This window comes from Paraburkholderia lacunae (genome assembly GCF_003353175.1).
Lineage (GTDB): Bacteria > Pseudomonadota > Gammaproteobacteria > Burkholderiales > Burkholderiaceae > Paraburkholderia > Paraburkholderia lacunae.
Window position 1 is genome coordinate 333032 of sequence record NZ_QHKS01000007.1, and the last position, 20851, is coordinate 353882.

The following is a 20851-nucleotide window of genomic DNA, read 5'->3' on the forward strand; positions in this document are numbered from 1 at the left end:
CCCGCGCGCCTTCTCCTATTTCCGCCTTGCCATGACTCAACCGATTCCCAACGTGCTGACGATCGCCGGTTCCGATTCCGGCGGCGGCGCCGGCATTCAGGCCGACCTGAAGGCGTTCTCCGCGCTCGGCGCCTATGGCGCGAGTGTGATCACCGCACTGACCGCGCAGAACACGCGCGGCGTCACGGCGATTCATACGCCGGAACCGGCCTTCGTCACCGCGCAGCTCGATGCGGTGTTCGACGACATCCGTATCGACGCCGTGAAGATCGGCATGCTCGCGAACGCGGCGATCGCGCGCGCGGTGGCCGACGCGTTGCGCCGGCACAAGCCGAAGCACATCGTGCTCGACACAGTCATGATTTCGAAGAGCAATCACGCGTTGCTGCTGCCGGATGCGGTCGCCGCGGTGCGTGAGGAATTGCTGCCGCTCGCCGATCTGCTGACGCCGAATCTGCCGGAAGCCGCCGCCTTGCTTGGCGTGGCAGCCGCGACGGATGAGGCCGGCATGGTCGCGCAAGGCGAAGCGCTGCGTGCGCTCGGCGCGCGCGCGGTGCTGATGAAAGGCGGTCATCTGAGTGCGCCGGATAGTCCCGACTGGCTCGTGCAGGACAGCGGCACGCTGCGTCTCGGCGGTCCGCGCGTGCCGGTGAAGAACACGCATGGGACAGGCTGCACGCTGTCGTCGGCGATTGCCGCGCTGATTCCGCAACGCGACGATCTGGCGAGCGCCGTCGCCGATGCGAAGCGGTATCTGACCGGCGCGCTGCAAGCGAGCGACCGGCTCGAGGTCGGCAGCGGCGTCGGGCCGGTGCATCATTTTTATCGGTGGTGGTGAGGTGGTGAAGCGGAACTGTCTGCGGCTTGGCACCCAGGCCTTACCCCCTCGACTCCCGCTGACTCCCCTCGACTCCCGCTACTGCCGCGCGTAGGCCTGCGCCTGTTGCGGCCAGTCGTCCGGGACGATGAACCCGCGTGAGCGTTCAAGCCAGTTGCGCGCGCCGTCATTGGCGAACGCCGCAACCATCGCCGGTCCCTGTTGATGTGAAACTTGCTCAGCGAGCGTCCGCGCATCGACACAAGCGATCTCCGCCTGCTCCTCAGCAGCAGGCTCATGCCGCCTCGGCGCGAGCCACTCCAGACGCGGCAGCGCGCGCCACGCCCATGCATGCGCGGCGGCAAAAGCCGGCCAATCGCCACGGGTCACCCACCAGCCGCGTCCGTGTGAAGGATCGAGCACGGCCGGATCCGTCGGCGACTCGCCATGCCGGTAAAACAGCCAGCCTTTGACGAACATCTGCGGCGTCCACGAGCCTCCATAGCCGAGCGACGCGAATTCTTCGCGTGCGCTCAGCGGCAGCTGATGATTCAGCAAATGCGCGAGCTTCAGATCAAAACGATCCCTCAGATTCGGGCCGACGTAATCCGCCAGTTGCCCGCGACCGTCGCCGGCATGCAGATAGCACTTCACCGCCAATTCCCAGTGCAGTCGCGCGCCCTGGTTCGTCTGCACCAGAAAATCGCATTCGCCGAGCGTGACGCCGGCGCGCCGCAGCGGCACGCCGGCCGCGACCAGCCGCGCCGCGGGCCCATGCCGCAGAAACCACGCGAGCAGACGTTCGGCGTAGCGGCCAAGGCGCGTGATGCGCGTCGCGGCGAGGTCGCGTTGCAGTTCGGCCGGATCGGTGTCGAGCGCGCGCAACCAGTCGATCGTCGCACAGGCCTCCTGCGGCGTGTCGAACGGCGTGGCCAGTGCCCCCGCCGGTGGTTGCGCCCGCAACAAATCGGAGCTCAGCAACAGCCACGCCAGATCGCGCACCGCCGGGACGCGCAAGGTGTCGAGGAGCGTCTCGAGTAGCGCGGCAGGTGTGCCGGGCGCTGCGAAGGCCGCCGACGCCGTCGGCCCGGTGGCCGCCATCACTTCGCTTCGTGCGAAGCTGTGCCGCCCGCCTTGCGCCACGTATCGTGCGCGAGGCACAAGTCGGCCCAGGCCTTTGCCTTGTCGGGCAGGCTGCGCAACAGATAAGCCGGGTGATACGTGACGATGACCGGCACCCCTTCGTATTCGTGCACGCGGCCGCGCAGCGACGAAATGCTCGCGTCGGTCTTCAGCAGACTCTGCGCGGCGAAGCGGCCGAGCGCGACAATCAGCTTCGGCTTGACCAGTGCGACCTGGCGTTGCAGATAGGGCTCGCAACGCGCGACTTCATCGGGCTCGGGATTGCGGTTGCCGGGCGGCCGGCACTTGATCACATTGGCGATATAGACGTTGGTGTCGCGCGCGAGGGTCAGCGCACGCAGCATGTTGTCGAGCAGCTTGCCGGCCTGGCCGACAAACGGCTCGCCCAGGCGATCTTCGTTCTCGCCGGGCGCTTCACCGATCAGCATCCAGTCGGCGTTGCGATCGCCGACGCCGAACACCGTCTTCGTGCGTTTCTCGCACAGACGACAGCGTTCGCAGCCGGCGACGCGATCGCTCAACGCGTCCCAGTCGAGCAGATGGATCGGCAGCGCTTCCGGCGTTTCGCGGCGCGGCTCGGCGCTCGCGGGGCCAGACTCATGGGCCGGCAGATCGTCGAACCACGCGAAATCGTCGTCGGACGGTGCTTCGCCAAACGAGGATGGCGGCGTTTGCCGTGCCGGCTCGCTACGTTGCGCAGGCGAACGATGCTCGTCCGGCTCGCGCGCAGGCGCTGGCTGCCGCGGTTCGCTCGTGCGCATCGACGCTGATTGCCCGCTGCCGGGCTGTGTCTGGCGGGACTGCGGCGCTTCGCTTGCGCGCATCGCCGGGCGCTGCTCATCGTGCGAACGCGCCGTTGCCTGCTGCGAGCCTGGCTGCCGATCATCTCGCTCTGCACGGCCGGCCGGCGACGTTGACGGCGCCGTTACTCCCGGGTCCGCAGCCAGCGGCTCTTCGCGACGCGCGCCTGCGTCCGCGGCGCCGGCCTCGCCCGGCCGCGCATGACTGGTCTGCGCGTCCGAAGCAAGCTCGACAGCCTCGGCGGACGCGACCACCGCCATTCCTCGACGTACCCACAGCGGCGCGAGTCCGAACTCTTCCAGTACCGATTCATGCAGCGCCATCTGCGCCCTCCCTGGCAAACGAATAACGCATCACGATGGCGTCCTCCCGACTGCGATGCCGCGCCGGATAATAGTTTTTGCGCCGGCCGATCGACGCAAACCCAAAGCGTTCGTAAAGCCGGATCGCCCGATGGTTGGACGGCCGCACTTCGAGCAGCAGGCCGTCGAGCTTTTCGGCGCGCGTGATGCGCACCGCTTCTCGCAACAGCGCGAGCCCGGCGCCGGCGCCTTGCGCGGCCGGCGTCACGCACAAATTGAGCAGGTGCATTTCATCGACAACCGGCATCAATACGCAATAGCCGATCAGCGCGCCCGTCACATGCCGCAGACAAACGCCGAAATAGCCGTTGCGCAGCGAATCGCCGAAATTGCCGCGACTCCAGGGAAATTCGTAAGCGATCTTTTCGATTGCGGCAACCTCGTCCAGGTCGCCTTCGGTCATCGGCGACATGTAGCGGTCCGCGAGCAACACCCCGCTCATCGCTGGCCCTCGCCCTGATGCGTGCGGTGCGCCGCCTGCGCGGCCAATTCGGCCTTGGCGGCTTTTTCAGCGACGCGTTCCGCCATGGTTTGGGCAACTTTATCGCGCACATATTCCGGCGCGGCCTGGTCGGCGGGCACCGTGCGGCCGGCGCGGAATGCGCGTAGCGCCGCGTATGCGATGGGCAACGCATGCGGCAGCGCTTCGCCATCGACTGTCCGGGCAGCAGCGACGGCGGGCAGCCGCGCGCCGAAGGCTGCGGCGGCGTTGCCTGCCAGCGTAAACGGCACGCCGGGCAAGACGAGGCGCTCGGGGGTATCGAGCGAAGCCGGTAGGAGCGTTCGCCACTCGCCCTGGGTCTCGTCCCACGCATAGTCGGCCCAATAGATTTCTTCCATGCGGGCGTCGAGCGCGGCGAGCACGCGAAGCGCCAAAGGATCGTGCAGACGGGCGCTTTCCGCGCACGCGAGCAAGGTGCCGACCGGCACGACCGGCAGGTTCAGGCCGAACGCGAGGCCCTGGGCGACACCGGTGGCCGTACGAAGCCCTGTGAACGAACCGGGCCCGGAGCCGAAGGCGATGGCATTGCAATCGGCCAGTTGCAAACCGGCCTCATCGAAGAGTTCGCGAATCGCCGGCAGCAGGCGCGTGCTGGAAACCGCGCCGGTTTGCTCATGACGGACCCAGATGCGGGGTTCAGGGGCGGTGTGGGCCGATGATTCGCCAGTGGCGAGAAGCGCTACCGAGCAGAATTCGGTCGATGTATCGAGGGCAAGAAGTACTGTTTGAGTCATGACGCGTATTGTAATCGGGTAATCGGCACCGCACGGGGGCATGGGGTTTTGGTTCTTTCCGCCCGCGCGGCGCTGTGGGTTTGTACGTCCGCGGCGTTGGACGTTCTTTGTTCTGCTCGCCTTTGGCCTATCGACCATAACGCCGCACGGCAAAAACAAAAACCCGGACAAAAACCCGAAACCGTTTGGAATAACCCCTCAGCCCCGCGGCGGCAGCCAATTGTTATGATGACCGGCCAAGCTTGGAACCCAGCGAAAACCAGCCGAACCCACCCCTGCCCGGAGGGCAAAATCACAATGACAGACATCAACACCCAATTCATTCAGGCTCAGGAAGACGCGAAGCAATTGCCGGAACGCCCGGGCAACCTGACCCTGCTGCGTCTCTATGCCCTTTTCAAGCAAGCCACCGACGGCGACGTTCACGGCGACAAACCCGGTTTCACCGACATCGTTGGCAAATACAAATACGACGCATGGGCCGCCCTGAAGGGCACCGCACCGGACGCCGCGAAGCAGCAATACATCGACCTGGTCGAATCCCTCAAAAGCGGCGCGGCAGCCTGAGCCAGATCCGCCAGGGCATCGGCAGTCAAAACTTTTTCACCAGGAAATGTCCTAATAGTGGCGCAGTGCAACAAATATCTATACAATGCTGCCTGCGCTCCACTGCTTTGCCCGGCTTTCCTCTAGCGGCCTTTGCGGCGCAGCGCCTCGTAGCGTTTAGCTCCAATCCAGTTTAGAACCTGTCCCCTCCTGCCTAGCCCCCTACGGGCGATCATGTCCCAGGCTGGCGACACGCCGTGTTGGCATGTCGCATCCGATACAGCTTCTAACGAAAAGCTCGCCTTCATTGTCGCGAGCTGCCCCCGTTTTTCGATTTGCTCGCTGCTTCTTTGCTCGCTGAATCCGACGACTTGGGTATGCCGATTGGCGCCGACGTTTTAATTCCCTGCATCCTCCAGGATCGTTTCAAGGATTCTCATGACTTCGAGCAATACCCCCAGCAGCCCGTTGAACGCCATCGCCGACCAAGCCCTCGGTCTCGCCGACGCACCCGCAGCAGCCGCTGCCGCGCCGGAAGCCGTCGCCGCAGCGCCCGCCGGCCCGTCGTTCGCGTCGCTTGGCCTGTCCGCGGATGTTGTCTCCGCGCTGACCGCCGCTGGTTACCAAACGCCGACCCCGGTTCAGCAACGCGCCATCCCCGCCGGCATCGCCGGCCGCGACCTGCTGGTCTCGAGCCCGACCGGTTCGGGCAAGACCGCCGCGTTCATGCTGCCCGCCATCGAGCGTTTCTCGCAACTGCAAAAAGCGCAAGCCAGCCAGCCGCGTGAGCCGCGCCCGGCTGACGGCGGCCGCACGCGCCGTCCGCAACCGGTTGCCCGTCCGACCATGCTGGTTCTGACGCCGACCCGCGAACTCGCTATGCAGGTCACCACCGCCGCTGCCACGTACGGCAAGCACCTCAAGCGTCTGCGCACCGTCAGCATTCTGGGCGGCGTCGCTTACGGTCAACAGCTGATGCTGCTGGCGAAGAACCCGGAAATCCTGGTTGCCACGCCGGGCCGTCTGATCGACCACCTGGAACGCGGCCGTATCGATCTGTCGCAACTGCAGATCCTCGTGCTCGACGAAGCCGACCGCATGCTCGACATGGGCTTCATCGAAGACATCGAAACGATCGTTGCCGCTACGCCGGCCACGCGCCAAACCATGCTGTTCTCGGCCACGCTCGACGGCAAGATCGGTTCGCTGACCGGCCGCCTGCTGAAGGATCCGGAGCGTATCGAGATCGTTCAGCGCCTCGAACAACGCACCAACATCGCGCAAACCGTTCACTATGTCGACGATCGCGATCACAAGGATCGTCTGCTCGACCATCTGCTGCGTGACGCCGGCCTCGATCAGGCTATCGTCTTCACGGCAACCAAGATGGACGCGGACCAGCTGGCCGGGCGTCTGGCCGATGCCGGTTTCGAATCGGCAGCGCTGCACGGCGACCTGCCGCAAGGCGCACGCAACCGCACCATCCGCGCGCTGCGCGAGCGCCGCGTGCGCGTGCTGGTCGCCACGGACGTCGCCGCTCGCGGCATCGACATCCCGGGCATCACGCACGTGTTCAACTACGACCTGCCGAAGTTCGCCGAAGACTACGTGCACCGTATCGGCCGTACCGGCCGTGCCGGCCGCTCGGGTATCGCCGTGAGCCTCGTGCATCACGCTGAACAAGGCGCGCTGAAGCGCATCGAGCGCTTCGTGCGCACCCCGCTGCCGGTCAACGTCGTCGAAGGCTTCGAGCCGCGCAAGTCGGCTCCGTCGGGCAACGGCCGTCCTGGCTTTGGCGGTCGTGGCCGTCCGGGCGGCGGCAACGGCGGCGGCCGGCGCTTTGGCAGCGGCGCAGGCAAGCCGGCCGGCAACGGCGGCGGCGCTCGCAGCGGCAGCGGCAATGGCGGCGGCTGGGCCGGCAAGTCGGCTGGCGGCGGTTCGCGCGAAGGCTACGGCGGTTCCGGTTCGCGTGAAGGTTACGGCGGTTCGCGTGACGGCGGCTACGGCGCACGCCGTAGCGATGGCCCGCGCACGGCGCGCCGCGGCAGCTAAGCCGCGACTGTCGAGTTGCAGTGAGGCAGTAACCGGGCAGCCGCCATGCGCGCCGCCCGATTACCGCGGAAGTCAGCTTGAAGAAAGACCCGGACGGCCCTGCGCCGTTCGTCAGTCGGAAGAAACCGGTGCTCATGCGCCGGTTTTTTTTTGTCCGTATTTGGGCTCCGCCCAAATTTCACCATGTGGAAAATTTTTTTGCGTCGTAAAAAATCGTGCTGCAAGGCACAACAAGTCTTATTGCGAGATGGAAAACCACATTTCTTAATGCGGAATGAATGCAATAAGTATTTGATTTAAAACAAATATAAATATTCCAAAAACGCTCCCGGGCAGCTATTGTCCGACTACTGATTTGCCTAGACTCTTATATAAGACTTCACGAAACGAAACGCCTGACCGGGCCAGCCGCTTCGACGAAGACCGCAAGTTTCTTGCATAGGACCAGAGGAAGCGCTCTGCATGGGCCCGGAGTAAGTGCTCTGCATGAGCCCGGAGTAAGCGCTGAAGCGCTAACTCCGGCCGACAGCTGAAGCGCTAACTCCGGCCGACAGCTGAAGCGCTAACCCCGGCCGACAGCTAAAGCGCCAACTCTGGTCGACAGAGTCACCTATCCATCACAGGCAACCAAGGAGCACACCATGTCCCGCGAACAACAAGCCAAACAACTTCAGCAGCAGTGGGAAACCGACCCGCGCTGGAAAGGCATCAAGCGTACGTACACCGCCGACGACGTGGTGCGCCTGCGCGGCTCGGTGCCGGTCGAGCACACGCTCGCCAGGCGCGGCGCGGAAAAGCTGTGGGATTCGATCCACAACGAGCCGTTCGTCAACGCGCTCGGCGCGCTGACCGGCAACCAGGCCATGCAGCAAGTGAAGGCCGGCCTCAAGGCAATCTATCTGTCGGGCTGGCAAGTGGCGGGCGATGCGAACGTCGCCGGCGAAATGTACCCGGACCAGTCGTTGTATCCGGCGAACTCGGTGCCGCTCGTCGTGAAGCGCATCAACAACACGCTGACGCGCGCCGACCAGATCCAGTGGTCGGAAGGCAAGAACCCGGGCGACGAAGGCTACGTGGACTTCTTCGCGCCGATCGTCGCCGACGCTGAAGCCGGTTTCGGCGGCGTGCTGAACGCGTTCGAACTGATGAAGGCGATGATCGAAGCCGGCGCCGCGGGCGTGCACTTCGAAGACCAGCTCGCCTCGGTGAAAAAGTGCGGCCACATGGGCGGCAAGGTGCTCGTGCCGACCCGCGAAAACATCGCCAAGCTGACCGCCGCGCGTCTGGCCGCCGACGTCTCGGGCGTGCCGACCGTCCTGCTGGCTCGCACCGACGCTGAAGCCGCCGACCTCGTCACCTCGGACATCGACGACAACGACAAGCCGTTCCTGACCGGCGAGCGCACCGTCGAAGGTTTCTACCGCACGAAGCCGGGTCTGGAGCAAGCGATCTCGCGCGGTCTCGCCTACGCGCCGTACGCCGACATGATCTGGTGCGAAACCGGCAAGCCGGACCTCGAATTCGCGAAGAAATTCGCGGAAGCGATCCACAAGGAATTCCCGGGCAAGCTGCTGTCGTACAACTGCTCGCCGTCGTTCAACTGGAAGAAGAACCTCGATGACGCAACCATTGCCAAGTTCCAGAAGGAACTCGGCGCGATGGGCTACAAGTTCCAGTTCATCACGCTGGCAGGCTTCCACGCGCTGAACTACTCGATGTTCAACCTCGCACACGGTTATGCCCGCACGCAGATGAGCGCGTTCGTCGAAATGCAGCAGGCCGAATTCGCAGCCGCCGAAAAGGGCTTCACCGCCGTGAAGCACCAGCGCGAAGTCGGCACCGGCTACTTCGACGCCGTCACGCAAACGGTCGAACGCGAAGCATCGACGACCGCGCTGCACGGCTCGACGGAAGACGAACAGTTCTTCGACAAGAAGGTCGCGTAACAGGCCACATGACATAGCGCGGTCTGATCGCAAGAACGGCATGGCAGACAGACGGCAAAAGGCCCCGCCAGAGGGCCGCTGTCAGGGAGGAGAACAACATGGCCGCAGAGCCGGAGCTCACTGGACCCACAGGACTAAAGGGCCAGAGAGCCATAGGGCTGGAATCTGGGAGATAGCGCTCGCACGGCGGATCGTGCGGCGATGCATACCGCGCGCCGGCCTCATCGCCGGCGCTTTTTTTCGCAATGCGCCACACACGCCGGACCGGACCGGCATGCTCAGCGATACACGATCACCGGAATTTTCGTATGCGTGAGCACCCGCTGCGTTTCGCTGCCGATCAGCAGGCTGCCAAGACCGCGCCGTCCATGCGAAGCCATGAAAATCACGTCGCAGCCACCCTGCTCGGCCGCTTCGATGATGCCGAGATAGGGCGCCGGATGCACGCTGGTGCGGCTGTCGAACGCGACGCCCACGCGGCGCGCGGCCAGCTCCACTTCCCGTAGATGCACGCGCGCCTCGCGCTCGCTGCGCTGCAGGAATTCGGCCGGCGGCTCGATCACGACCTCGGAAAACGGCGAGTACGGATATTGCGGCAGGCACGCATAAGCCGTCACACGCGCGCCGACGGCCTGCGCGAGATCGATGGCGCCGTCGATTGCTTTACGTGACAGGTCTGAACCATCGGTCGGAACCAGGATGTGCCTGAACATGATGCCCTCCGTCGCCATGCGGCTCGCCGCGCGGCGTCAGCGTCCAACGAGGCCCGGCATGCAAGCCGCTGCAATCGATTGTAGTGCGCCGATATCACGCGCATGACACGTGTGCGGGTCTGTCCGCATATCGGAAACCCCGTGCGCGGCGTCGCCTGAGCCTCGCGAACGTCAGCCCCAGTAACCGGGATCGCTATACGTATGCTTGAGAAAATCGAGAAAGAGCCGCACCCGCAACGGCAAATGACGGCGCTGCGGAAACACCGCATGAATGCCGATCGGCGGCGCAGCGAACTCGTCGAGCACGCTCACCAGCCGCCCGGCGGCGATATCGCTGCCGACTTCCCACCACGAGCGCCACGCGAGGCCATAACCTTCGAGGCACCACTCATGCAGCACCGCGCCGTCCGAACATTCCATCGTGCCGGACACCTTGATCGACATGACCTTGTCGCCCTGCTGGAACGTCCAGCCGCGCTGCTGGTTGGCGCTCGCGCCGAGCGCGAGACAGTTGTGATGCGCGAGATCGGCCAGCGTATGCGGCGCACCGCGCCGGCTCAGATACGCGGGCGAGGCCACGCACACGCGGCGGTTTTCGCCGAGCTTGAGCGACACCAGCGACGAATCCGGCAACTCGCCGAGCCGCACCGCGCAATCGAAACCCTCGTTGACCAGATCGACCAGCCGGTCGGACAGATCAAGCGTGATCGACACATCCGGATGCGCGACGGTAAACGCGGGCACCAGCGGCGCGACGTGCCGGCGGCCGAAACCCGCTGGCGCCGACAGCCGCAAATGACCGCTCGCCTTCACGCCGCCCGCCGACACGCTCGCCTCGGCGTTCTGCATATCGTGAATGACGCGCTGGCAGTCTTCGAGAAACGCCGAGCCCTCGAAGGTCAGCGTGATCTTGCGGGTGGTGCGCACCAGCAGCTTGACGCCGAGACGCTCTTCGAGCGCGTCGATGCGGCGGCCGATGATCGCGGGCGCGACGCCCTCGACCAGTGCCGCGGCGGACAGGCTGCCCTTTGCCGCGACGGCGACGAAAGTTTCGATCTGCTTGAAACGGTCCATGACGGGGCAGAGCCGGAATTGCGCATGAAAGTGGTTAGTGCAGGTCAGATTAGGTTTATGAAAGTAAAAGATCAAGTGATATTTAGACTATTTTTTAGCGCAGACCATCACTAATACAATCCATCCTGACCTCTGATAGGAGCGCACGGCAATGTCGGCCACAACGACACTCTTCCCTAAAGCAGTGATTTTCGATGCCTACGGCACGCTTTTCGACGTGCACTCGGTGATCGCTGCCGCAGAACAGATGTTCCCCGGCCACGGCGACGCGCTCTCGCAGCTGTGGCGTCTCAAGCAAATCGAATACACGCAATTGCGCACGCTCGCCGACCCGGCCGGCACGCCCAGCGTGCATTACCAGCCGTTCTGGGACATCACGATCGACGCGTTGCGCTTCGCCGCGAAGAAGCTTCAGCTCAGGCTCAATCGCGCCGCCGAAAAGCGTCTGATGGACGAATACGCGTGCCTGTCCGCGTTCCCCGATGCCGTGCCCGCGCTGCGCCAGTTGCGCGAGCCGCCCTCCGCGCCTGCGGGCGGCAAACGCGGCACACGGCCCGGTCTGGCGATCCTCTCGAACGGCAATCCGCAAATGCTCGACATCGCCGTGAAGAGCGCCGGCATGACGGGTCTGTTCGATCATGTTCTGTCCGTTGACGCAGTACGCGCCTACAAACCTTCGCCCGCCGCTTATGCGCTCGGCACACAAGCCTTCGGCGCGCCGCCGCGCGAGATCGTCTTCGTATCGTCGAACGGCTGGGACGTGGCGGGTGCGACCTGGTTCGGCTTCACCACTTTCTGGCTCAACCGGCAAAACGCGCCAGCCGAAGAACTGGGCGTCGCGCCGCATGGCGCGGGCGGGAGCATGAACGACCTGCTCGCTTTTCTGCAAACCCTCGTGCCGCCCGAACGCGGCAGCAGCGGCGGCAGCCGCACGCGCCACAGCCCTGGCGCCTGACGGCTACCGCTGCAGCCCAAGCTCAGACCACACGAGGCATTTCAACCGCATTTTCAACATCTGCATCTTTGCAATCTGACCGACCAAGGAGAAACCATGGCGAACACGCCTTCATCGTCGCAGCTGCCGCAGGGCATGGAAATCACCGCTGAGATCAGGCCGGGCTTTGAGGCTATCCTCACGCGCGACGCACTCGAGCTTGTCGCCGCGCTGCATCGCGCGTTCGAACCTCGCCGGCAGGCGCTGTTGCAGGCGCGTGCGGAACGCACCAGGCGCCTCGATGCCGGCGAGCGCCCCGACTTCCTCGCCGAGACGAAGCCTATTCGCGAAGGCGACTGGACAATCGCGCCGCTGCCGCAGGATCTGCAACGCCGCCGCGTGGAAATCACCGGTCCGGTCGAACGCAAGATGATCATCAACGCACTGAATTCGGGCGCGGATTCGTACATGACCGACTTCGAAGATTCGAATGCGCCGAGCTGGGACAACCAGATCAACGGACATATCAATCTGAAGGATGCGGTGCGCCGCACGATTTCGCTCGAACAGAACGGCAAGTCGTACAGGCTGAACGACAGGATCGCCACGCTGATCGTGCGTCCGCGCGGCTGGCATCTGGACGAGAAGCACGTGACGGTGGACGGCCAGCGCGTCAGCGGCGGCATTTTCGACTTCGCGCTCTTCATGGTTCACAACGCGAAGGAACAGGTAGCGCGCGGCACGGCGCCCTACTTCTATTTGCCGAAGATGGAAAGCCATCTGGAAGCGCGCCTGTGGAACGACATTTTCGTCGCGGCACAGGAAGCCGTGGGCGTGCCGCGCGGCACGATTCGCGCGACGGTGCTGATCGAAACGATCGTCGCCGCATTCGAAATGGACGAGATCCTGTACGAGCTGCGCGAACACAGTTCGGGCCTGAACGCCGGCCGCTGGGACTACATCTTCTCGGCGATCAAGAAGTTCAGGAGCGACAAGGATTTCTGCCTCGCCGACCGTTCCCGGATCACGATGACCTCGCCGTTCATGCGCGCGTACGCGCTGCTGTTGCTGAAGACCTGTCATCGCCGCAACGCGCCGGCGATCGGCGGCATGAGTGCGCTGATTCCAATCAAGAACGATCCGGCAGCGAACGACAAGGCCATGGGCGGCGTGCGTTCGGACAAGGCGCGCGATGCGGGCGACGGCTACGACGGCGGCTGGGTCGCGCATCCGGGCCTCGTGCCGATCGCGATGGAAGAGTTCGTCAAGGTGCTCGGCGACGAACCGAACCAGATCGGCAAGCAGCGCGACGACGTGCTCGTCACGGCCGCCGATCTGATGGACTTCCGTCCGGAAGCGCCGATCACCGAAGCAGGTCTGCGCAACAACATCAACGTCGGCATTCACTACCTGGGTTCGTGGCTCACCGGCAATGGCTGCGTGCCGATTCACAATCTGATGGAGGACGCCGCCACCGCGGAGATCTCGCGCTCACAGGTGTGGCAATGGATTCGCTCGCCGAAGGGCAAGCTCGACGATGGCCGCAAGGTGACCGCCGAGCTGGTGCGCGAGCTGTCGGCGCAGGAACTCGCCAACGTGAAGCAGGCGGTCGGCGGCGATACCAAGCCGTACGAGCGTGCCGCACAGATCTTCGAGGAGATGTCGACCTCGGAACAGTTCACCGACTTCCTGACGCTGCCGCTGTACGAGGAAATCTGAGGCCCTTGAGAAGCCGCATTCATCAGTCACCGACGACGCAGTACCGGACCCGCCCTCGCCAGCCATGCAAGCGGTGAAAGAGGCCGGAGTCGCAAGGCTGACCGACCGGACGGCCCGACAGGCTCATGCTTGCCGGGCCGTTTTTTTGCTGCGTTTTTTGCTGCGTTTTTCCGCTTCCGGTTACCGCGTTCTGCGATGCTCGACCCAGTCGCCCGAGCGGATTTCATGCAGACCTTTGACGGCTCCAGGCGTCACCGGATAGAAACGGCAATTCACCGCGTTGCCGTCCACCTTCACCATGACTTCGTGCGCGAGGAAGACACCCCCGACGTTCGGATATACCGCTTCGATTTCGTCGAGTACCGCGACCAGTTCATCGTCGATCTCGTACACGTCGCCTTTGACGTCGACGCCCGCTTCGTCGACGACGAGCCCCGGATACGAGCCGAAGTCAAACAGGTGTCCGCGAACAGTGGCCGTGCCGAGCAGGTTCGGCGCGGCGAGGCCGCGCCGCGCCGCGGCCTCGCTGATGTCGTTTACCTCACCGGCCCGCAACGTGCCGTATACAAAGACGGTTTCCATCGTCGTCTGCTCTCCTTGATTGTGTGTTCAGTTGTCTGCGGATTCAGCTCGGTTCAGCGCCGCGCTAGCCACCAGCAAGCCGTCGATATCCGCATAGACCCATTCGCCGGGACGCACGGTCGCGCCCGGCAGTTGCACCGGCACGTCGCGCTCGCCCGTGCCTAGCTTCTGGCCGCGTCGCGGACAGGTTCCCAACGCCGCCACGCCCACGTTGATCTCATTGAGCTCCAGCGTATCGCGCACGCAGCCGTTGAGCACGATGCCCGCCCAGCCGTTCTGCTCCGCGAGTTGCGCCAGATTGCCGCCAACCAGCGCGCAACGCTGACTCCCCCCGCCGTCGACCACCAGCACACGGCCCGCGCCCTTCTCTTCGAGCGTGGCGCGCACGAGCGCGTTGTCTTCGAACACTTTCAGCGTGACCGCCTCGCCGCTGAAGCACTCGGCGCGGCTAAACAGATGGAAGACCGGCTCGAGCACGCGCAACGTGCCGAGCGACAGCTGGTCCTCGTGCGCATCGCACAAGTCCGCGGTTGCAAAGCTCATGAGGTTCTCCTTAGGGTCGGCGCAATCGGCACATTATGCAACGTCGGTTCTCACGCAACCTACAATGGGAAGCCCGTACCGCTATTGGGGGGCGTGTGCCATTGGGTTGTACGCTTTTTGAGCCGTCTATCTGGATCGATCTTCACCATGACTTCGTCCGCCGACTCAGACCAGTCGAGCCTCGTCCACTTCGCCGACATCCCGCCGGAGTTCCAGCCGACCCTGATGCACCCGATCCGCGTACGCTCGCGGCAGATGCCTTCAGGCTGGCGTATCGCTCGTCATACGCACGCGTGGGCGCAGGTGGCGTACGCGTCGCGCGGCGTGCTGCGGGTCGCGACGACCGGCACGACGTGGATGGTGCCGCCGTCGCGGGCGATCTGGGTGCCGCCGCATGTCACACATGAAGTGTTCGCCATCGAAGACGCATTCCTGCGCACGCTGTACATCACCGAAAGCACCGTACCGCCAGGACTGGATACGCCCCGCGTGGTCGAGGTGTCGGATCTGCTGCGCGAGGTGATCGCCGCGCTCGATACGCCCGGCATCTCGGCGAAGCGCGAACAATTGCTCGGCGCGCTCGCGCTCGACGAACTGATGCGCTCGGAGCCGCTGCCGCTGTCAGTGCCGATGCCGAACGAGAAGCGCCTGCGCGCGCTGTGCGAGGCGGTGATCGCCGATCCGACTCACGGCGAATCGCTCGAGCAATGGGCGTCGAGCGTGGGCGCGAGTACGCGCACGATCGCGCGACTGTTTCGTCAGGAGTTAGGCGTGAGCTTTTCGCAATGGCGTCAGCAAGCGATTCTGGCGCGCGCAATTCCACTCCTGAGCCAGGGACGGCCGCTATCGCATGTCGCGCTGGAGCTGGGCTATCGGAGCCAGAGCGCGTTCTCGGCGATGTTTCGGCGGGCGTTTGGGGCAAGTCCACGGGCGTTCATCGAGCGCGGTTCGGAACATCGTGCGGACAATGATGAACGTGCCGATGAAGAGACAAACGACAAGGCGGCTCACCACCGGACAGATGCCTGAGGGACTCCGGGTGCTGCCCGGGTGCCACGCGAATGCTCAGTGAGCAATGCCGGCGCATTGCCGGCATGGTAAAGCCTCAAACAAGCCTCAAACGCCTCAAACGCGCCGCGCCAGATGGCGGATCGCGCCGAGTTGCGCGAGACGCGGCCCGGCCAGCTTGTAGCCCTTGCGCTGATAAAGACGTGCTGCGGGATTGTCGACGAACACGCGTAGTTGCAGCTCGCGCAGCCCGCGCTCACGTGCCCATTGATGAGAGATGTCCAGCAGATATGTCCCGGCGCCCAGCCGCCGATGTCCCTCGGCAATCTGCACGTCACGGATATGCAGCGAATCGCCTTCTTGCGTGATGCGCAGCACGCCAATCGGCTGACCTTCCACTTCGAGAATGAAATTCTCCGACTCGCGCCAGCTGCCAAGAAACAGATCGCCACGCCAGACCAGATGATGCCGGCGATAGTAGCCGCCCATGTTGTTGCGGGTCAGCGCCTCGGCAAACTCGAAATCGTCCATGCTGGCCTGACGCAGACGAAACTGTGACGGAGCTTCGGTTGGATCGAACATGGCGGAACGACGAAGATGAGTCGGCTCAACGGTAAAACAGGCCACGCGTGCTGGCAATGGCTGTTTGTCCCGAGCATACCCCGGACGGAATCGGACGCGGAAATTTGCGCGAAAAAAGGGGGCATAAAAAAAGCCCACTTCTTTCGAAGTGGGCTTTCTAAAATCTGGCGGAGCGGACGGGACTCGAACCCGCGACCCCCGGCGTGACAGGCCGGTATTCTAACCAACTGAACTACCGCTCCAGATTTTTGCACCATGGCTTGCAGCCTTGACTCAGCTTGCACAAGCCGCACCGTTCATACTGCTGACCGAACGACGCCGATGTTTTGGCGTCCCCTAGGGGATTCGAACCCCTGTACTCACCGTGAAAGGGTGATGTCCTAGGCCTCTAGACGAAGGGGACAACGTACTGCTTACACCTTTAATGAAAAAGCCCGTTCAAGTTTGCATGAACGGGCTTTGTCTGGCGGAGTGGACGGGACTCGAACCCGCGACCCCCGGCGTGACAGGCCGGTATTCTAACCGACTGAACTACCACTCCAGTCTTTACACCCTAGCTTGCGAGCGTCGGTTATTTCTCTGCAAGCTGCGCTGCTTTACTGCTACTCGAACATAAATTCGAACACTAAAGCGACGCTGATGTTTGGCGTCCCCTAGGGGATTCGAACCCCTGTACTCACCGTGAAAGGGTGATGTCCTAGGCCTCTAGACGAAGGGGACATAATCTTTTCAGATCTGTCTTTAACTCGTTGCCAACTTACGCTAACTTGTCAGTTATTTCGTTTCGTCAACTGCGAAGACCGCTATTTTAACTACGTTACAGCCGTTTGTGAAGTCTTTTTTCCTACAAGCTCCAGACTTCGGAACCACTTCACTCTGCTCTGATGGTGGAGGTAAGCGGGATCGAACCGCTGACCTCTTGCATGCCATGCAAGCGCTCTCCCAGCTGAGCTATACCCCCTTGCAGAACAGAAACGAGATTCTAGAGGCCAATTTGCGCTTTGTAAATACCCTTTGAGCAATTGCATGCGACTTTTTTCGCAAGTCGCATGCAAACCCTCTCATTGCACGCGCGGACGCGCTCAGGCCAGCGCTTTTTCAATACGGCCAACCACAACATCCCGGCCGAACAGCATCAACACGCTGTCGATCGACGGCGTGTGCGTCGTTCCCGCCACCAGCAGACGCACCGGCATCGCCAGTTGCGGCATCTTCAGTTTGTGCGCGCCGAGCGTGGCCTTCAACGCGGCGGCGATCGCTTCCTTGCTCCACTCCACAGTCTTCAGCGCCGCAGCCAGATCGGCCAGCGCGGGACGCACTGCGTCCGTGACGTGCTGCGCCAGCGCATCCGCTTCGGGTGCCGGCGTGCGATAGAACATCACCGCGTTCCCGGCGATTTCCTTCACCGTCGACGCGCGGTCTTTCAGCAGGCCCACGACCGCGGTCAGATCGGCGCCTTGCGCGACGGCGGCCTCGCCGATGCCCAGTTCGGCGAAGAACGGCCGCGCGAGGTCCGCGAGGCGTGCGTTGTCGGCTTCCTTGATGTAATGCGCATTGAGCCAGTTCAGCTTGTCGTGGTCGTACTGCGCCGGCGACTTGCCGAGATGCTCCAGGTCGAACCATTCGACGAACTGCTCACGCGTGAAGATTTCCGCGTCGCCATGCGACCAGCCCAGACGCGCCAGATAGTTGACCACGGCTTCCGGCAAATAGCCGTCGTCGCGATAGCCCGTCACGCTCATCGCACCGTGACGCTTGCTCATCTTTTCGCCCTGCTCGTTCAGCACGGTCGGCAAGTGCGCATACACCGGCGGTTCGCCGCCGAGCGCGCGCAAGATGTTGATCTGACGCGGCGTGTTGTTCACGTGGTCGTCGCCGCGAATCACGTGCGTGATGCGCATGTCGAGATCGTCCACCACCACGCAGAAGTTATAGGTGGGCGTGCCGTCCGGGCGCGCGATCACGAGGTCGTCGAGTTCTTCGTTCGAGATCTCGATACGGCCCTTCACCGCGTCGTCCCACGCCACCACGCCGGTGAGCGGATTACGGAAGCGCAGCACGGGCTGCACGCCCGCCGGCACCGGCGGCAGCGTCTTGCCGGGCTCCGGGCGCCACGTGCCGTCGTAGCGCGGCTTTTCGCCGGCCTCACGTTGACGTTCACGCAGCGCATCCAGTTCTTCTGTCGACATGTAGCACGGGTACACGAGCCCGGCGTCCTGCATCTGCTTGAGCACTTCGCGATAACGGTCCATGCGCTGCATCTGGTAGAACGGCCCCTCGTCAAAGTCGAGGCCGAGCCACGCCATGCCTTCGAGAATGGCATCGACAGCCTCGGAAGTGGAACGCTCGACGTCGGTGTCCTCGATCCGCAGCACGAAGCTCCCTTTCATCTTGCGCGCGAACGCCCACGGATAGAGCGCGGAGCGGATGTTGCCCAGATGGATGAAGCCGGTGGGACTCGGTGCGAAGCGGGTGCGAACGGAGGTGGTCATAAGCGGTTACTCGGAAGACGGGCGCCTGCGCCTGGCAAACCTCACCGGAAAAGCGCGGCAGCGGACCGCGCCCATGCGGCAGACAGCGCCGTGCACGGACACGAAGGAAAAAATGCGAGAGCCGAATTATACCTTCCGAAGCCTTGTTAGCCGCCTTCGTCCAAACGGCCAATCGCGGCGCACGACATACGCCGCGCGGCGCCCGAAGGCTTCCTCTGCAACGTTTCATTACCGGCTCGCCGCGCGCCTGAAGCTTTGATTTATGATGTGCGCGCGCCGCTCAGCAGGGAACCGCCAAAGCTGCCGCGCGCTCTGCGAATTGCGATCGCCGCCGGCGATCCCGTCCGTTTGACTATCCGCCTGATCGCGGTACACGGTTGCGCCGATTGCGTCGCCCGTGCCGTCGCTGGAGAACTCGTTGAAACCGTCATCCCCTAGCCTCGCCCGCCGCCATTTCTCGCTGGCCGCCGCCTCCGCCATGCTCGCCGCGTGCACCACGACGGGCAGCAAAACCGATATTGTGCCGGTCGCCGCCACGCCTGCGGCAAACACGCCGCCGCTCGACAAGCCGCAACGGCCGATCCGCGTCGGCCTCGCTCTCGGCGGCGGCGCCGCGCGCGGCTTCGCCCACATCGGTGTCATCAAGGCGCTCGAGGCGCGCAGCATCCAGGTCGATCTGGTGGCCGGCACCAGCGCCGGCTCGGTGGTCGGCGCGCTGTACGCGTCGGGCATGAACGGCTTTGCGCTGAACAAGCTCGCACTCACCATGGACGAAGCGTCGATCAGCGACTGGGCGATGCCGTTTCGCACACGCGGTTTTCTGCAAGGCGTCGCGCTGCAAAACTACCTGAATACGACACTCAACAACCGTCCGATCGAGAAGATGGTCAAGCCGCTCGGCGTCGTCGCGACCGATCTGAAGACCGGTCAGGCGATCCTGTTCCAGCGCGGCAACACCGGCATCGCCGTGCGCGCCTCGTGCAGCGTGCCATCGATTTTCGAGCCGGTGAAGATCGGCGGTCATGAATATGTCGACGGCGGCCTTGTGAGCCCGGTGCCCGCCTCGTTCGCGCGCAAGATGGGCGCGGACTTCGTGATCGCCGTCGACATCTCGCAGCGCCCCGAGAGCGGGTTGACGGCCAGTTCGTTCGACGTGCTGATGCAGACCTTCACGATCATGGGCCAAACCATCAAGGCCTATGAGCTCGACAAGTACGCCGACGTCGTGATCCGCCCGAACCTCGCCGCCATGAGCGGCAGCGATTTTTCGCAACGTAACGCGGCGATTCTGGCGGGTGAGGAAGCGGTGGCGAAGATGATGCCGGAGTTGCAACGCAAGCTGGCAGCGAGCCGCGTAGCGGTTTAACCCCTCGGTCAAGCGTCGGTTATGTCAGCCGGCGCAGCGGCGTCCAAAGGCGGGACGCTCGCGGCCAGAAGGTCGAAGAGTGCAAACGCTGGAGCTCAAACGCTGGAGCTCAAACGCAAAAAGCCTGCTTCATCCGAAGCAGGCTTTTTTGTCGCGCCGATATTGCCGGCGCGCGTCAGATCAGTTGTTGCCGCCGATCGTAGCGTTCACGCGCTTGCGCAGTTCCTCGCCGTCCTGATAGGACGTCTCGACCCGGCGTGCGCCCGTGAAGCGCTTTTCCCAGTAACCGCTATCCATATCGTCGACGCGGATCGTGCTGCCCGTGGAAGGCGAATGCACGAACTTGTTGTCGCCGATATAGATGCCGACGTGCGAGAACGTGCGGCGCATCGTGTTGAAGAACACCAGATCGCCCGGCTTGAGGTCGCTCACGCGGACCTTCTCGCCGACGCGGCTCATTTCTTCAGCGCGGCGCGGCAGCGCCATACCGAGCGTGTCCTGGAACACGTAACGGACAAAGCCGCTGCAATCGAGCCCCGAATCTGGAGTATTGCCGCCCCAACGGTAACGAACGCCGATCATGTTCAGCGCGCCGACCACCACGTCGCCCGCTTTCCCGGCCATGCCGGACAGGAACGATTTGGCGCCGCCGTTGCTGTCAGGGACAGACGATTGCGAATTCAGGGGGGACAGAGAATTCGACCCGCTGGAGGTCGAATATGAGGCATTCTGATTAAAACTGCTTACTTCGTCGGCGAAAGCGCCGGGAGCCGCTGCTATCAAGACGCCAATGAACATCCCGGCGACGACGCGCGTACAAGCCTGGGTGAGATTTCTGTGCTGCATTGGTCGGTAGTTTTTGCCTAAAAATCAGTGGGCTACGGAAAAAAGTTTGGTCGATACTAGCCAGTAAGTATTCGTGTGTCAAAAGAAAT

At 63.6% G+C, this 20851-nt stretch carries 19 protein-coding genes and 5 tRNA genes; 8 read left to right on the forward strand and 16 right to left on the reverse strand.

The window, feature by feature from the left end; genetic code table 11:
- Positions 1 to 31: 31 nt before the first annotated feature.
- Positions 32 to 838: a bifunctional hydroxymethylpyrimidine kinase/phosphomethylpyrimidine kinase gene (gene thiD, locus DLM46_RS13315; protein WP_115101216.1), complete on the forward strand. Its 807-nt coding sequence runs from the start codon at positions 32 to 34 to the stop codon at positions 836 to 838.
- A 78-nt stretch (positions 839 to 916) separates the two neighbouring features.
- On the opposite strand, the gene DLM46_RS13320 is transcribed toward thiD, so the two are convergent.
- From DLM46_RS13320 to tsaB, 4 genes are read right to left on the reverse strand one after another with little or no spacing between them, the layout of a single operon-like run.
- Positions 917 to 1918, reverse strand: coding sequence for a DUF1853 family protein (locus tag DLM46_RS13320; RefSeq protein ID WP_115101217.1), 1002 nt, complete (start codon positions 1916 to 1918; stop codon positions 917 to 919).
- Positions 1918 to 3084, reverse strand: coding sequence for a uracil-DNA glycosylase family protein (locus tag DLM46_RS13325; RefSeq protein WP_115101218.1), 1167 nt, complete (start codon positions 3082 to 3084; stop codon positions 1918 to 1920). The genes DLM46_RS13320 and DLM46_RS13325 overlap by 1 nt, the downstream gene beginning before the upstream one ends.
- Positions 3071 to 3565, reverse strand: coding sequence for a ribosomal protein S18-alanine N-acetyltransferase (gene rimI, locus DLM46_RS13330; protein ID WP_115101219.1), 495 nt, complete (start codon positions 3563 to 3565; stop codon positions 3071 to 3073). Before rimI ends, DLM46_RS13325 begins: the two co-directional genes overlap by 14 nt.
- Positions 3562 to 4359 (reverse strand): tRNA (adenosine(37)-N6)-threonylcarbamoyltransferase complex dimerization subunit type 1 TsaB, encoded by a 798-nt coding sequence (tsaB, locus tag DLM46_RS13335; protein ID WP_115101220.1) that lies wholly within the window; start codon positions 4357 to 4359, stop codon positions 3562 to 3564. The genes rimI and tsaB overlap by 4 nt, the downstream gene beginning before the upstream one ends.
- 297 nt (positions 4360 to 4656) lie before the next feature.
- Between tsaB and DLM46_RS13340 the strand changes: the two genes are divergently transcribed.
- From DLM46_RS13340 to aceA, 3 genes are all read left to right on the forward strand, one after another.
- Positions 4657 to 4926, forward strand: a complete 270-nt coding sequence (locus DLM46_RS13340) for an acyl-CoA-binding protein (protein WP_115101221.1) — start codon at positions 4657 to 4659, stop codon at positions 4924 to 4926.
- Between the two features lie 417 nt (positions 4927 to 5343).
- A complete protein-coding gene (locus DLM46_RS13345; RefSeq protein WP_115101222.1) occupies positions 5344 to 6957 on the forward strand; it encodes a DEAD/DEAH box helicase in 1614 nt (537 codons plus the stop codon).
- 641 nt (positions 6958 to 7598) lie between these two features.
- Positions 7599 to 8903, forward strand: coding sequence for an isocitrate lyase (gene aceA / locus DLM46_RS13350; protein ID WP_115101223.1), 1305 nt, complete (start codon positions 7599 to 7601; stop codon positions 8901 to 8903).
- 278 nt (positions 8904 to 9181) lie between these two features.
- Here aceA and DLM46_RS13355 read toward each other — a convergent pair whose 3' ends face one another.
- Complete coding sequence (locus DLM46_RS13355; RefSeq protein ID WP_115101262.1) at positions 9182 to 9616, reverse strand: universal stress protein; 435 nt, start codon at positions 9614 to 9616, stop codon at positions 9182 to 9184.
- Positions 9617 to 9787: 171 nt separating this feature from the next.
- Positions 9788 to 10690 (reverse strand): LysR family transcriptional regulator, encoded by a 903-nt coding sequence (locus DLM46_RS13360; protein ID WP_115101224.1) that lies wholly within the window; start codon positions 10688 to 10690, stop codon positions 9788 to 9790.
- 151 nt (positions 10691 to 10841) lie between these two features.
- Here DLM46_RS13360 and DLM46_RS13365 point away from each other — a divergent pair, with 151 nt between their 5' ends.
- On the forward strand, positions 10842 to 11645 hold the full coding sequence (locus DLM46_RS13365; protein ID WP_115101225.1) for a haloacid dehalogenase type II: 804 nt from the start codon (positions 10842 to 10844) through the stop codon (positions 11643 to 11645).
- 96 nt (positions 11646 to 11741) lie between these two features.
- Positions 11742 to 13343 carry a malate synthase A gene (gene aceB, locus DLM46_RS13370; protein WP_115101226.1) on the forward strand — a complete coding sequence of 534 codons (1602 nt, stop codon included), beginning with the start codon at positions 11742 to 11744 and terminating at the stop codon, positions 13341 to 13343.
- 180 nt (positions 13344 to 13523) lie between these two features.
- Here the strand turns inward: aceB and DLM46_RS13375 are convergent, their stop codons facing one another.
- Positions 13524 to 13925 (reverse strand): gamma-glutamylcyclotransferase family protein, encoded by a 402-nt coding sequence (locus tag DLM46_RS13375; protein ID WP_115101227.1) that lies wholly within the window; start codon positions 13923 to 13925, stop codon positions 13524 to 13526.
- Between the two features lie 27 nt (positions 13926 to 13952).
- A complete protein-coding gene (rraA, locus tag DLM46_RS13380) occupies positions 13953 to 14468 on the reverse strand; it encodes a ribonuclease E activity regulator RraA (RefSeq protein ID WP_115101228.1) in 516 nt (171 codons plus the stop codon).
- A gap of 147 nt (positions 14469 to 14615) precedes the next feature.
- On the opposite strand from rraA, the gene DLM46_RS13385 reads away from it, so the two are divergent.
- Positions 14616 to 15497 (forward strand): AraC family transcriptional regulator, encoded by an 882-nt coding sequence (locus tag DLM46_RS13385; RefSeq protein ID WP_115101229.1) that lies wholly within the window; start codon positions 14616 to 14618, stop codon positions 15495 to 15497.
- Positions 15498 to 15593: 96 nt separating this feature from the next.
- On the opposite strand, the gene DLM46_RS13390 is transcribed toward DLM46_RS13385, so the two are convergent.
- The 7 genes from DLM46_RS13390 to gltX all read right to left on the reverse strand — a co-directional run bounded on the left by DLM46_RS13390 (position 15594) and on the right by gltX (position 18550).
- Positions 15594 to 16058 (reverse strand): GNAT family N-acetyltransferase, encoded by a 465-nt coding sequence (locus DLM46_RS13390; RefSeq protein WP_115101230.1) that lies wholly within the window; start codon positions 16056 to 16058, stop codon positions 15594 to 15596.
- Positions 16059 to 16223: 165 nt separating this feature from the next.
- A tRNA-Asp gene (locus DLM46_RS13395) sits at positions 16224 to 16300 on the reverse strand.
- A gap of 85 nt (positions 16301 to 16385) precedes the next feature.
- Positions 16386 to 16461, reverse strand: a tRNA-Glu gene (locus DLM46_RS13400).
- A 61-nt stretch (positions 16462 to 16522) separates the two neighbouring features.
- Positions 16523 to 16599, reverse strand: a tRNA-Asp gene (locus DLM46_RS13405).
- 103 nt (positions 16600 to 16702) lie between these two features.
- Positions 16703 to 16778 (reverse strand) — tRNA-Glu (locus DLM46_RS13410).
- A gap of 165 nt (positions 16779 to 16943) precedes the next feature.
- Positions 16944 to 17019, reverse strand: a tRNA-Ala gene (locus tag DLM46_RS13415).
- A 121-nt stretch (positions 17020 to 17140) separates the two neighbouring features.
- Complete coding sequence (gene gltX, locus DLM46_RS13420) at positions 17141 to 18550, reverse strand: glutamate--tRNA ligase (RefSeq protein ID WP_115101231.1); 1410 nt, start codon at positions 18548 to 18550, stop codon at positions 17141 to 17143.
- A 418-nt stretch (positions 18551 to 18968) separates the two neighbouring features.
- On the opposite strand from gltX, the gene DLM46_RS13425 reads away from it, so the two are divergent.
- Positions 18969 to 19916: a patatin-like phospholipase family protein gene (locus DLM46_RS13425; RefSeq protein WP_115101263.1), complete on the forward strand. Its 948-nt coding sequence runs from the start codon at positions 18969 to 18971 to the stop codon at positions 19914 to 19916.
- Between the two features lie 180 nt (positions 19917 to 20096).
- Here DLM46_RS13425 and DLM46_RS13430 read toward each other — a convergent pair whose 3' ends face one another.
- Positions 20097 to 20762 carry a C40 family peptidase gene (locus DLM46_RS13430; RefSeq protein WP_115101232.1) on the reverse strand — a complete coding sequence of 222 codons (666 nt, stop codon included), beginning with the start codon at positions 20760 to 20762 and terminating at the stop codon, positions 20097 to 20099.
- Positions 20763 to 20851 lie beyond the last annotated feature (89 nt).

Bases quoted from the DNA above. Each gene is read 5' to 3' on its own strand.
- DLM46_RS13325 (WP_115101218.1), bottom strand. From the start codon at position 3,084: ATGGCGCTGCATGAATCGGTACTGGAAGAGTTCGGACTCGCGCCGCTG.
- DLM46_RS13385 (WP_115101229.1), top strand. From the start codon at position 14,616: ATGACTTCGTCCGCCGACTCAGACCAGTCGAGCCTCGTCCACTTCGCC.
- DLM46_RS13430 (WP_115101232.1), bottom strand. From the start codon at position 20,762: ATGCAGCACAGAAATCTCACCCAGGCTTGTACGCGCGTCGTCGCCGGG.
- DLM46_RS13365 (WP_115101225.1), top strand. From the start codon at position 10,842: ATGTCGGCCACAACGACACTCTTCCCTAAAGCAGTGATTTTCGATGCC.
- aceA (WP_115101223.1), top strand. From the start codon at position 7,599: ATGTCCCGCGAACAACAAGCCAAACAACTTCAGCAGCAGTGGGAAACC.
- aceB (WP_115101226.1), top strand. From the start codon at position 11,742: ATGGCGAACACGCCTTCATCGTCGCAGCTGCCGCAGGGCATGGAAATC.
- gltX (WP_115101231.1), bottom strand. From the start codon at position 18,550: ATGACCACCTCCGTTCGCACCCGCTTCGCACCGAGTCCCACCGGCTTC.
- thiD (WP_115101216.1), top strand. From the start codon at position 32: ATGACTCAACCGATTCCCAACGTGCTGACGATCGCCGGTTCCGATTCC.
- DLM46_RS13375 (WP_115101227.1), bottom strand. From the start codon at position 13,925: ATGGAAACCGTCTTTGTATACGGCACGTTGCGGGCCGGTGAGGTAAAC.
- DLM46_RS13340 (WP_115101221.1), top strand. From the start codon at position 4,657: ATGACAGACATCAACACCCAATTCATTCAGGCTCAGGAAGACGCGAAG.
- DLM46_RS13345 (WP_115101222.1), top strand. From the start codon at position 5,344: ATGACTTCGAGCAATACCCCCAGCAGCCCGTTGAACGCCATCGCCGAC.
- DLM46_RS13355 (WP_115101262.1), bottom strand. From the start codon at position 9,616: ATGTTCAGGCACATCCTGGTTCCGACCGATGGTTCAGACCTGTCACGT.
- DLM46_RS13360 (WP_115101224.1), bottom strand. From the start codon at position 10,690: ATGGACCGTTTCAAGCAGATCGAAACTTTCGTCGCCGTCGCGGCAAAG.
- rraA (WP_115101228.1), bottom strand. From the start codon at position 14,468: ATGAGCTTTGCAACCGCGGACTTGTGCGATGCGCACGAGGACCAGCTG.
- tsaB (WP_115101220.1), bottom strand. From the start codon at position 4,359: ATGACTCAAACAGTACTTCTTGCCCTCGATACATCGACCGAATTCTGC.
- rimI (WP_115101219.1), bottom strand. From the start codon at position 3,565: ATGAGCGGGGTGTTGCTCGCGGACCGCTACATGTCGCCGATGACCGAA.
- DLM46_RS13390 (WP_115101230.1), bottom strand. From the start codon at position 16,058: ATGTTCGATCCAACCGAAGCTCCGTCACAGTTTCGTCTGCGTCAGGCC.
- DLM46_RS13320 (WP_115101217.1), bottom strand. From the start codon at position 1,918: ATGGCGGCCACCGGGCCGACGGCGTCGGCGGCCTTCGCAGCGCCCGGC.